This window comes from Asticcacaulis sp. P2_C5, assembly GCF_056404555.1.
Window position 1 is genome coordinate 269,935 of record NZ_JBFUDU010000007.1, and the last position, 11,987, is coordinate 281,921.

General features: G+C 60.3%; 9 protein-coding genes. 4 read left to right on the top strand and 5 right to left on the bottom strand.

Annotated features, from left to right (window positions below; genetic code table 11):
• Positions 1 to 3: 3 nt before the first annotated feature.
• From AC1DXO_RS14500 to AC1DXO_RS14520, 5 genes are all read right to left on the bottom strand, one after another.
• Positions 4 to 576, bottom strand: coding sequence for a cytochrome P460 family protein (locus tag AC1DXO_RS14500; RefSeq protein WP_476978880.1), 573 nt, complete (start codon positions 574 to 576; stop codon positions 4 to 6).
• 79 nt (positions 577 to 655) lie between these two features.
• Complete coding sequence (locus AC1DXO_RS14505) at positions 656 to 1,414, bottom strand: FadR/GntR family transcriptional regulator (protein WP_476978881.1); 759 nt, start codon at positions 1,412 to 1,414, stop codon at positions 656 to 658.
• 82 nt (positions 1,415 to 1,496) lie between these two features.
• Entirely contained in the window at positions 1,497 to 3,143 is a 1,647-nt protein-coding gene (locus AC1DXO_RS14510; protein WP_476978882.1) for a GH35 family beta-galactosidase, read from the bottom strand.
• A 137-nt stretch (positions 3,144 to 3,280) separates the two neighbouring features.
• The gene (locus tag AC1DXO_RS14515) at positions 3,281 to 6,364 is read right to left on the bottom strand and encodes a TonB-dependent receptor (protein ID WP_476978883.1); all 3,084 of its coding nucleotides are present in this window, start codon (positions 6,362 to 6,364) and stop codon (positions 3,281 to 3,283) included.
• Between the two features lie 437 nt (positions 6,365 to 6,801).
• Positions 6,802 to 7,023: a hypothetical protein gene (locus AC1DXO_RS14520; RefSeq protein WP_476978884.1), complete on the bottom strand. Its 222-nt coding sequence runs from the start codon at positions 7,021 to 7,023 to the stop codon at positions 6,802 to 6,804.
• A gap of 82 nt (positions 7,024 to 7,105) precedes the next feature.
• Here AC1DXO_RS14520 and manD point away from each other — a divergent pair, with 82 nt between their 5' ends.
• The 4 genes from manD to AC1DXO_RS14540 all read left to right on the top strand — a co-directional run bounded on the left by manD (position 7,106) and on the right by AC1DXO_RS14540 (position 11,949).
• Positions 7,106 to 8,314 (top strand): D-mannonate dehydratase ManD, encoded by a 1,209-nt coding sequence (gene manD / locus AC1DXO_RS14525; protein ID WP_476978931.1) that lies wholly within the window; start codon positions 7,106 to 7,108, stop codon positions 8,312 to 8,314.
• 230 nt (positions 8,315 to 8,544) lie between these two features.
• On the top strand, positions 8,545 to 10,689 hold the full coding sequence (locus tag AC1DXO_RS14530; RefSeq protein WP_476978885.1) for an alpha-glucuronidase family glycosyl hydrolase: 2,145 nt from the start codon (positions 8,545 to 8,547) through the stop codon (positions 10,687 to 10,689).
• Positions 10,690 to 11,070: 381 nt separating this feature from the next.
• Entirely contained in the window at positions 11,071 to 11,304 is a 234-nt protein-coding gene (locus tag AC1DXO_RS14535; protein WP_476978886.1) for a hypothetical protein, read from the top strand.
• Between the two features lie 30 nt (positions 11,305 to 11,334).
• Positions 11,335 to 11,949 carry a TetR/AcrR family transcriptional regulator gene (locus AC1DXO_RS14540; RefSeq protein ID WP_476978887.1) on the top strand — a complete coding sequence of 205 codons (615 nt, stop codon included), beginning with the start codon at positions 11,335 to 11,337 and terminating at the stop codon, positions 11,947 to 11,949.
• The last annotated feature ends 38 nt before the right edge of the window (positions 11,950 to 11,987 follow it).

The window sequence follows — 11,987 nt, forward strand, 5'->3', positions numbered from 1 at the left end:
TTTTCAGGGCTTCGGAGCAGAATGGCCGAACCGCGTGACGGTCGGATAGTGCTGGGCGAACGTGCCGTCCAGGCTCCCCTGAGCATTGTGACAAACGGCGCAGCTGTTGCCGGCGGGTAAGGGCTTTGCGGTCACGGCACCCGGTGCGAAGACATAGAACCGGCGGCCGTCGGGATGCTTGCGGTCGATCACTTCTGTCACGAACCCGACCTTCTTGTCGCCCGCATACAAAGGCGGCGTCTGAGACTTGTCGAGCGTCACGGAATAGAAGGTCGCGGCCAGGACCGCGCCGTCGGGATAGGCGCCGGTGCGCGCTAGCTCGCGATATGCCGCAGGCTCCAGCTGGACTTGCCGCATCTGCCACGGCACAGTCCCATGGTCGTGATCCATCCGCACCGTCGTTCCCAATGTGGGCCAGATATCGACGTCCGTCGGCCGTGACGCTTCGACGCCGTCGCCGGCCTGCGGCGGGGCCATGGTGCTCATATCCGTCTGGCCATAGGCGCAGCCGAAACCGAATATGGCGACCGCGAACACCGTCGCGGCGATGACGTGAATATTCCGATTGTCCGGCACTGTCGCAACCCCTGGCCAGTAGAGGCCGCAAACCTACCATGGGTGCTGAGACCGGTCGAATTAACTTTTGTTCAGGGTATTACAGGTCGGCCGAAATGGCCCGGAAGCGATGGCTCATGGCCTTGCGGCGTTCGTGGCTGGCCTGTTTGGCCGTCTCCACCGCGAGGACCTCGGTCGCGTTGAGCAGATGTTCGATAACCCGGTCCATATGGTCGTGCATCGCTTGCCGCGCCTGGGCCGCCGAGCGGTTCTTCAAAGCCGTCACGATGCCCGTATGTTCGTCGATGCGTTGCTTCATGCCAAGGTCAGCGGCACGCGCCAAAATGGTCTTGGCCAGGGGCGAGCGGTAGCGCCAGTCCCACAGGTTCTCGACGCAGGCGATCAGCGCGCCATTGCCGGTTATATTGGCGATCGTCAGGTGAAACTCGCGGTCGGCGCTTTCGGCAACGACCGGGTCCTTGTCGTCCATCTTGTCGAGGAGTTTCTCAAGATCAGCGATCTGGTCGTCATGCACAAGGGTTGCCGCCATGGCCGCAACCTCGCCCTCGAACAGGCGCCGTGCCTCGATCAGCTCGAAAGCGCCGATTTCCGAATCGGCGATGGGTGACGCCTTGCCCTTGTTCTCGACAACCAGAATGCCATGGCCGTGCCGGGCTTCGATCATGCCCAGGATTTCCAGGGCGATCAGCGCTTCGCGCAGCGTTGGCCGCGATACCCCAAACTGCAGTGCCAGATCGCGCTCGGTCGGCAAGCGGTCACCCGGCTTGTAACGGCCGGATTCGATCTCGGCGGCTATGGAATCAGCAATCTGGCGGTAGAGCTTCTTGGTGTCGGACATCGTTCGCGTGAAAGTATGAAAGACTCAAGGGTATGACCTCTAACCTTGCGCGCCGCAACAGAAAAAACCGCTGGCCGGGCTGCTAGCGGAACCGGTACAGGGTCAGCTTCTGGATGCCGAACGTGTCCGCCGACAGCTTCAGGTGCCGGCCCTGATGGCTTTCGTCGCCGTTCAGCCATCGCCCGGGTTGCCAGACCCCATTGACATAACGGCCTTCGACGATGCGTTCGATTCCAGTGGCGGCCTTGTCGGTCGCGGCGTCCTCAAAGGTCACCACCACACCCTTGCCAGCGACGATAAAGTCGTTGTCACCGGTCTGGATGATCAACCCGCCATTGGTCGCGATCTGTTGTTTGTCCTTCGGCGTCCAGGGATCGACGAAGGTAACGGTAAAGCGATAACCGCCGAGTACGAAGGATTGTGGCGTCTCGTCGGCCACGCCGTCGAACGACACGCGCGGCGTAAAACCGCGCATACGGCCCGTACCTTGCGCCGCCACGATCTCAGGTGTCAGTTGGCGCAGGACGTCATAGGCCTGGGTCAGGTTGGCGGAGGTGTCGGGCTTCAGCTTGTCGATGGCGAAGGGCGAAAAGCCGATCGAATCGAGCTGGCCAAAGGCGTAGAAGGCATTGGCGCCGGCTTCGGGCTTTCCGGCCTGATTGGCTTCGGGAATGAAGAATGGATTGTCCGGCCGCTTGAACTGATCCGCCCACTGGGTAAAGTTGTTGAAATACATGTCGATGGCCAGCAGGTCGAGATCCGGCGCACCGGCTTTCCAGACGTCGAACAGGTGCGGCAACGGCCCGGCGCTGGGATACTGGCCGGGCGCCTTGCCTGGCCGGATCAGGGCAGCATTGACATACATGGGCAGCGGATATTTCGCCTTGCCGGCCTTGGCCAGGCTGTTGGCGAAGGCGGCGTAATACCAGGCCTGGAAAATCTCCTGGGCTTCGGTCGAGGTACCGAAGACCTCCGCCCATGTGCCAGCGTCCTTCGTTCCATTGGCCTCCCACAAGGTGCGGACATAGGGGTTCAGCGTCGCATGGTGGGCCTTCAGATAGGTGATCAGCTCGGCCGGCACCGGCCCGTTAAACGCCGCCTGGGCCTGGGGGCTGTAGTCGCGCACGACCGGCAGCATGCCGATCTCGTTTTCGACCTGGATCATGACCACGCTGCGTTGCAGGTCTGACGTGCGCAGGTGATCCAGCATGGCGGCATAGGCGCGGGCGTCGGCGGCCAGGGTGTCGGGATCGAAGGCCGACAGTATGTCCTGGGGCTGGCCCTTGTCGTCCTGGGCCTTGGCGTATTTGACATAGTCATGCTTGATATAGGCCGGCACATAGGTCGACATGGAATTTTTCCACGCGCCGAACCACAGGACGACGATGCGCATGTGATTGGCCTGCGCCTGTTTGACCATGCCGTCCAGAACGGTGAAGTCGTACTGGCCTTCGCGCGGTTCGATCTGGTCCCACTCGACTGGTGCGATGACGGTATTCAGCCCGGCCGCGGTCAGGGTCGGCCACTGCGCCTGCAGGTAATCCAGGCTCGACGCGCTGGAATTGGCCAGTTCTCCGCCCAGGATCAGGAACGGTTTGCCGTCGACCATCAGTTGCTTCGTCGAGCCGTGGGCTTCCAGCCGGGGGACTTCGCGCGGCTGGGGCGGGGCCGCCTGGGCACTGCCGGCGAGGGCAAGCGAAATAAGGATTGCGGGCAAAAGTGTGCGCATGCGGGTGACTCCGTCGTTCAGCACGTCATCAAGTCTATAGACTCAAAAAAAAGGTGGCGCACCCCTATCCGGGATGCGCCACCTGATTACCGCTGGTTTCGGGAGAAGCCGATGCGGTTACGCTTGAGCTCTAAAACCTAGAATTTACCGCGGAAGCCGAGCATGACGGTCGTGCCGGGCTTGTAGTACCAGTTGGGCGCGTTATCGAACTGGAAGTTCTGCTGCATCGTGGCGTCGTTGAGGTTGGTGGCGTCGAAGGTGATGTCGCCGTCAATGCCAAGGCCGAAGGCTTCCTTCAGATTGACGCTGGCGGCAAGGTCGAGCTGTTCATAGCTGGTGTTGAACAGGGCTGCGGCCGTGATGCCGTTCTGGTTGGCGGTGGACGCCTGGAAGCCATCACGATAGGTATCCGACAGACGGATCGAGTAGCCATGCTTTTCGTAGAAGGCCGTGAAGTTCCACGTCGTCTTCGGCACGCCCAGAGCGATGGCCGGGGCAGCGCCCGTACCCTTTTGTTTGATGTAGGTATAGTTGGCGCTATAGCCAAAGCCGTCGAGGGCTTCGAACCACTGGTCGAGCGGCTGCACCCAGGCGACTTCCAGGCCGTCGATGGTCAGCAGGCCGGTCGCATTGACCTGCTGGGTCAGGACGACGGTTGCCGCATTGGGACCGCCGCGCAGGTTGATGGCCGCCTGCTGGGTCGGGTTCAGCGTGTCATAGGTCACGCCGTACTGTGCCAGATAGGCGAACGGATAGGTGTTGTTCTTCGCCGAGGTGAAGCCCGTCACCTTCTTGTTGAAGTGGGCGATCGAGATATAGCCTTCCTTGCCGGTATAGTATTCAAGACCGAAATCGAGGTTCTTCGAGATGTAAGGCTCCAGGCTTGGATTACCAACCGAACCGAGGTCGGCCGACGGGCTGCCGAAGCTCAGGCCCGGCAGCATGCTGCTGGGGTTCGGACGCGTCATGGTCGTTGAAATGGCGACGCGTGCAATCATCTTGTCCATTATGTCGTAGGCAAAGTTGGCCGACGGCAGGTAGTTCTTGTAGTGGGAGTTCGTATAGATGAACTTTACGATACCTGGGTACTTGCCGCCGTCAGCCGGAGCCGGGCCGGTGGCCGGCGTGTTGCGTGGATCGGTGTAGGACGCCTGGCCGGCAATGGTCTGGTCCGTCGTGACGGCGCGGATGCCGAAATCATAGCGCAGGCGACGGCCGAAGAGGTCGCGGTCGCCATTGACCTGAATGAAGGCCGCCTCGACCTTTTCCTGCACGAAGGAGCGCGGCGAACTGATGTTCGATCCGCCGGCAACCGGTGCACTGGAAAGGAACTGGTCATAGTGCGAATCGGCGGCAAACTTGTCCCAGTTGACATTGATATAGCCGAACGGTCCGGGTGTCAGATAGTTGGCCAGGCTGGCTTGCGGGATCAGCGAGCCGCCGTAGGTGACGGGGCCGGTGGAGCCTTGCGTATAGAAGGTGCCGTAGCCGGGATAGGCCGGATAGCCGGCAGCCTGGGCAGCGGCCGTATTGGTGATGACCTCCCCCTTACAGGCCGGCTGCGAGTTCGGGCCGGGCAGGAAGACGCTCGGATTGTTGCCGCAGGCCGCGTTCTGCCACGCCTGGGAATTGTCGTAGGGCGTGATGCTGCGTGACATGTCGTCATAGGCCATGCCGAACTTGATATTGAATTCCGGCGTGCCCCAGGTCATGTCGGCATGCAGACCCTTGGTTTCGGTCTCGCGCTCTTCGGACTGGATATTCAGCCGGCCGCCGTTCCACTGGAAGTTCGCCGGGTTGTTCAGGTCGACATTGGACTTGAAGTTCGGGATGCCATTTGTGTTGGTGTAGGTCGCCGTAACGCCGGAAGACGGGGCGGTGATAACGAGAACGGTCGGTGAGTCGCGGCGGAACGTGCCCTTGGTATAGTTGGCGTCGACCGACAGCTTCAGGGTGTCGTTAATCGTCCAGGCCATGCCCGGATTGAACGAAGTAAAGGTATTCTTTTCGATGAAGGGGCGGTATTCCAGGAAGAACTGGCCGTTGGCCAGGGTTGCCTCGGTGATGACGCAGCCTTGCGAGCAATCGCTGCGGTCGACCTTCATGTTGAGCGGGATGAAGGAACCGTTGCGGCCGACGAAATTGATGTCGGTCCGTTGCTGGTCGTTATCCTTTTGCGTCGCCATGGCGTCGAACCAGAAGCGCAGGTCGTCGCTGGGGCGGTATTCGACGCTCAGCACGCCGCTGACGCGGTCACGCGTACCGTAATAATGCATGGGACGACCCAGGCGCGGCAGGATTCCGTTATCGATGGCGTCGATGCTGACGCCCGGATTGTGGGCCAGCAGGAAGGCTTCGTTGATTGTGTCGCCCGTGGTAAGGCCATTGCCGGCATTGGCCGGAACCGTGCCCGGTATGGTCCAGTTGCCGCCGCCGGTGCCATTGCGCGCGCCTGTCGTACGCTGCGTGGCGGACAGGTTGGCATTGGTCCAGCCGATGGTTTCATAGCCTTCGACATTGATCAGGCTGTGCTGGTAGGCCACGCCGCCCAGAACACCCCAGTTGCCGAAGCGCTTGGAGACGAGCAGGGAGCCCTTGTAACCGCCACTGTCGGCCAGGCTGTTCTTGATGCCCTGAACCGAGAACTGCAGCCGGTCGCCCTTGTAGTCGAACGGACGCGCCTGACGCATATTGACGATGCCGGTCAGGCCGCCTTCGGACATGTTGGCGCCGGGCGACTTGGAAACGGTCAGTTGGGTGAACAGCTCGGGCGGGAAGATGTCGAGGTCGACTTCACGGTTGGAGTTGTTGGTGTTGACGTCGCCGGTCGAAGCGACCGAGACCGGAGCGCCGTTCAGCAGGACGCGGGTGAAGCTGGAACCCAGGCCGCGGATGGCGACCGTCGTGCCTTCACCGGTGATTTCGCGCGAAATCGTGATGCCCGGAATGCGGTTGAACGATTCCGCCAGATTGGTGTCCGGGAACTTGCCCATGTCTTCGGCATAGATCGAATCTTCGAAATTGACCGCCCGCTTCTTGGCCGTGGCCGAGCTCTGCAGGCTGCCGCGATAACCGGTAACCACGACCGTGGTCACGTCGTCCGACGCCGCCGCGTCCTGCGCCGAAGCGGAGCTGACGCCCACGGCGGTATAGCCGCTGAGCAGGGTGGCGCCAAGAAGCGCCAGTTTGAAACCGCGGGCCTTGCCCGATGATGAAGCCATTTTAGTTCTCTCCCTGTATGGGTTCTTCCACTGCGTATTATTTTTATATGAGCCGCCCCGGAGGCTGGTCGCATGACCGTTGTGGTAATTGGCCTGTCCGCCTTTGTCAATAAAGGCCTGACCAATTCGCCGTAATGCATCAGGCCAAATGACAGCGCTTACCCTCGCCTGCTTGGCGAGTGCGGGCAATTTTGCTGACGTATATCAGGGATTAAGTAATTGAAAATATGATATTTAAATGCAAAATATCGGCGGCTGCCGAAAGTGAATTCATCTTACCAGTCTGACATGATTATTGGTCTGATGTGCTATTTATGCGACGCTTAACCCTTGGCAGGTCCGCAATACCTGAGGCGAAGATAAGGCCTTATTTATATGAATTATAATACCACGTTGGTAAGATGAATGCGATGAATGACCCCAATTGACGCCTAGGGTCAGTCGTCTGACAAAAAATCGCTTGCAATCGGACCTTGGATCAGATCAAAGTGACTTATTGGTAAGACCAATTTGAAGCTTCCTGATACGCCGCCAGTTTCTGTCTTCAGGCCTGTCAGCTTGCCGCCCTGCGTAACCTGGGCGGTGAAGGCCCCGGTGACACAAGGTGTCGACAAGAGGCGAAGCGCGATTGAGGGCGGAAACACGAGGTAGAGTATCATGGCGGAATCCTCCTATGCGCCCGTCGACGCGGCGACGCCCCAGACTGCCGCTGCCGATCAGGCGCGCGCCACGTATGGCGCCCTGACGATCCGCTCGGCGCGAGTCATCGTTACCTGCCCGGGGCGTAATTTCGTCACTTTGAAGATTGAGACCGACCAGGGTGTCTATGGCATTGGCGATGCGACCCTGAACGGGCGTGAAAAAGCCGTGGCCAGCTATCTCGAGGACCATGTCGTACCCTGTCTGATCGGACGTGATGCTCATCGTATCGAGGACATCTGGCAATTTCTCTATAAGGGCGCCTATTGGCGCCGCGGCCCGGTGACCATGTCGGCCATCGCCGCGGTCGACACGGCGTTGTGGGATATCAAGGCCAAAGTCGCCGGCCTGCCGCTGTATCAGTTGTTGGGCGGGCGTTGCCGTGACGGGGTGATGGTGTATGGCCACGCCAACGGCACCAGCATCGAGGATACCCTGGAAGTCGCCCAGGATTACAAGCGCCTCGGTTACAAGGCCATCCGCCTGCAATGCGGCGTGCCCGGCCTCAACTCGACCTACGGCGTATCGAAGGACAAGATGTTCTACGAGCCGGCCGACAATGACCTGCCCAGCGAGAATGTCTGGGACACCCCTGCCTATATGCGTGTCGTGCCCAAGCTGTTCGCTGCTGCGCGTGACGTGTTGGGCGACGACGTCCATCTGTTGCATGACATTCACCATCGCCTGACGCCGATCGAGGCCGGGCGCCTGGGCAAGGATCTGGAACCCTATCGCCCGTTCTGGCTGGAAGACGCCACGCCGGCCGAAAACCAGGACGCGTTCCGGCTGATCCGCCAGCACACGACGACGCCACTAGCCGTGGGCGAGATTTTCAATACCCTGTGGGACTGCAAGGATCTGATCCAGAACCAGCTGATCGACTATATCCGCGCTACCGTCGTCCATGCCGGTGGCATCAGCCATCTGAAACGCATCGCCCAGTTCGCCGAGATTTATGGCGTGCGCACGGGCTGTCACGGCGCGACGGATCTGTCGCCTGTGACCATGGCAGCGGCCCTGCACTTCGATCTGTCGATCCCCAATTTCGGCATCCAGGAATATATGCGCCATACGCCGGCAACCGATGAGGTTTTCCCGCATGGCTACAGCTTCGCCAACGGCTTTCTCGATGTATCTGAAGCGCCGGGCCTTGGGGTCGATATCGACGAAGCCAAGGCGGCCAAATATCCGTACAAACGCGCCTATCTGCCGGTCAATCGCCTGCAAGACGGGACGATGTACAACTGGTAAGATCGGTCGCAAAGAAGGTCGATCCACCGATTACACCGATTACACAGATTTTCGGAGCGTGATGGCCACCGCTTCAGCCAGGTTGCATAAGGGCGCTTCGCGCCGTTAAAGGTTTGCGGCGGCTACAGGCGGTCAGTCCGCGCTCTGAAAAATCTGTGTAATCGGTGTAATCTGTGGATCCAAGATACCGACGGAGGTCGAAAACTCCGCAGATGCCACAAGGAGACGCCATGTTCCGCCGCCTGATTGTCGCTGCCTGCCTGGCCATGAGCCTGGCTACGCCCGCTCTTGCCGATCCACAAAAGGGGGAAGACGGCTATGATCTGTGGCTGCGTTATCGCCCGGTCGAAGCCGCCGTCCAGTCCGGCTATAGCGGCCATGCCACGGCGATTGTCGGTGGACACAGTCCGACCCTCTATGCCGCCGAATCCGAACTTCAGCGCGGCCTGAAGGGTTTGCTCAACCGCGATGCGCCTCTGTCGACGACCATCAGTGACGGCGCCATCGTCCTGGCGACCCCGGCCGACAGCCATGGCCTCGACCTGTCGGCCATCCCCGCCGAAGGATTCCGCATCCAGACGACGACGCTCGACGGCCATCCGGTTACCGTCATTGCAGGGAAGACCGATACCGGTGTGCTGTATGGCGCCTTTCGCTATCTCAGCCTGATCCAGACGCGGAAATCGACGGACACGCTCAACATCGCCGATGCGCCGAAGTTGCAGATCCGCGTGATGGACCACTGGGACAATCTCGATGGCCATGTCGAGCGCGGCTACGCCGGCAATTCGATCTGGGACTGGTGGCGGCTGCCCGACCTGGTCGATGCGCGCTATTCCGACTATGCCCGTGCCCAGGCCTCGATCGGCGTCAACGGCGTCGTGCTCAACAATGTCAATGCCAAGGCCGACAGCTTGACCGAACCCTATCTGAAGAAGGCCGAGGCGATTGCCGCCGTCCTGCGCCCCTATGGCATCAGAGTTTATCTCTCCGCACGCTTCTCGGCGCCGATCGACCTGGGCGGGCTTAAAACCGCCGACCCGCAGGATGCGCAGGTTCAGGCGTGGTGGAAGGCCAAGGCTGATGAAATCTACGCCATCATTCCCGATTTTGGCGGCTTCCTGGTCAAGGCCAATTCCGAAGGCCAGCCCGGTCCCGGCGATTACGGCCGCACCCATGCGGAAGGCGCCAACATGCTGGCGGCAGCGCTGAAGCCGCATGGCGGTATCGTCATGTGGCGCGCCTTCGTCTATTCCGAACACGACGCCAATGACCGGGCGAAACAGGCCTATAACGAGTTCAAGCCGGTCGAAGGCCAGTTTGCCGACAATGTCCTGTTGCAGATCAAGAACGGCGCCATCGACTTCCAGCCGCGCGAGCCCTTCCATCCCCTGTTCGGCGCCATGCCGAAGACCCAGGAGATGCTGGAAGTCGAGATCACCAAGGAATATCTCGGTTTCGCCACCCACCTGGCCTATCTGGCGCCGATGTGGGAGGAAACCCTGAAGGCCGACACCTATGCGCAAGGCAAGAGCTCGACCGTCGCCCGGATCATCGACGGGACGCTGGATCATCACGCTTTAACCGGTATGGCAGGTGTGTCGAATATCGGCGACGATCGCAACTGGTCGGGCTCTGACTTCGACCAAGCCAACTGGTACGCCTTCGGGCGACTGGCGTGGAACCCGGAGGCCTCAAGCAGCGATGTCGCCGCTGACTGGACGCGCATGACCTTCAGCAACGATCCGGACTTCGTCACGCCGGTGGTCGCCATGATGATGGGCTCGCGCGAGGCCGTCGTCCACTATATGACGCCCTTGGGCCTAGCCCACCTGATGGATACCGGTCACCATTACGGCCCGGGGCCGTGGGTCAGCGACCTGGCGCGGCCGGAATGGAATCCGGCCTATTATCATAAGGCGGACGCGACGGGCATCGGCTTCGATCGTACGAAGACCGGCTCGGACGCCCTGGCGCAATACGCCCCCCTGGCTGCCAGGCAATGGGGCGATCCGAAAAAGACAGATGAACGCTATCTGCTGTGGTTCCACCACCTGCCATGGGATTACAGGATGAGGTCCGGCCGCACCCTATGGGACGAACTGGTCGTCGACTACAGCCAGGGCGTCGACGAGGTCTCGGCCATGCGCAGGACATGGGCCCAGATGGAGCCCTATGTCGATCACGAGCGGTTTGCCGCCGTGTCGGCCAATCTGGCGATCCAGGAACGCGAGGCTAAATGGTGGCGCGACGCCTGTATCGCCTATTTCCAAAGTGTGTCTAAGCGCCCATTGCCGGCGGGTTACGCCGCGCCGCCCGAAACGGTCGAACAATACCGCGCCCGCAAGTTCCCCTATGCACCAGGAAGGGGCTGAACCTTACACATGGCGTGCGGCCAGAGCCACGGGTTGAATTAACGGCGGCGCGGCCGCCATTTTGAGCAAGCTTAGCTTCCATGGAGCGTCAGAACGCCCCGTGAAAAATCTGCGTCAATCCGCGAAATCTGCGGTTAAAATCTTATATTGCGAACCAGCTAGATCCGCCCAATCACGCCCCGTGCCTTTCATTTAATATATTTGTTATATTTAATTGTTGACAAAACTGTACGTTCAGTTCATTTAATAGTTCCTGGTACCGCTACCATGTCAAAGCTTCGGTTCGCGCTGCGTGTCGGCGACGGGCAGGGGGCTTGCCGCACCTGACCGTTTCCGACCGTTTTAGAGAACATCGAACCTATGTCTAACAAGCCACCTACCATGGCCTCGAAGCTTTATGCCCTGGCCATTGCCAAGGATACAGCCAACCTGATCGATATGGACGCAGCCTTGGCCCTGTCGCGCGCTTCGGTCCGCACCCTGGTCGCCCTGTCGCCTCAGTCGGCCCTGTTTGCCAAGTCCTTTGCCCAGGAAGAGGTCGACCGCCTGCACATGGACTGCACCGAGGAATCACAAGGCTCCATCGCCATGATCATGGACGCTGTCTCAGGTTAACAAACTACGCCTCTCTTTCCGGAACCATCCATGACATCAGACACGGCTCCAGAAAAAACATCGGTGACGCGTGGCCGTCCACGCAGCAAATCCGTCGAGGAGGCCATCGTCCGGGCGGCGTCCGAACTGATGGAAGAGTTGAAGTTCCGCGACATCACGGCCGAGGCCATCGCCAAACGGGCGGGCGTCGGCAAGGCCACCCTGTACAAATGGTGGCCGAACAAGACCCATATCCTGGTCGATGCCGTCTTGCGCCAGACGGTTCAGACCATTCCTTTGCCCGACACTGGATCGGCGCTGGAAGATTTCACGATTCTGCTGCGCGGCTTCATCGCCTTCCATAAGGAAACCAGCTTCGGCGCCACGGTCACCCAGATCTTCGCCGAAGCCCTGCTCGACCCCGATCTCATGCATATCTATGCCGAGCGCTATGTCCTGCCGCGCCGGGCGCATCTCAAGCATATCTGGAAGCGCGGCGTGGAACGCGGCGATATCCGGCCGGATGTCGATCCCGACCTGGTCCTCGACATGTTGTATGGTGTCGCCATCTATCGCTATCTGCAAAAGCACGCCGAGATCACCCCCGACACGGCTCAGGCTATTGTGCGCACGGCGTTCGAGGGCTTTGGCCGACCCTCAGTATAATGCGGAGATTAACGGCTCTATTCTCCGCATGTGATGCG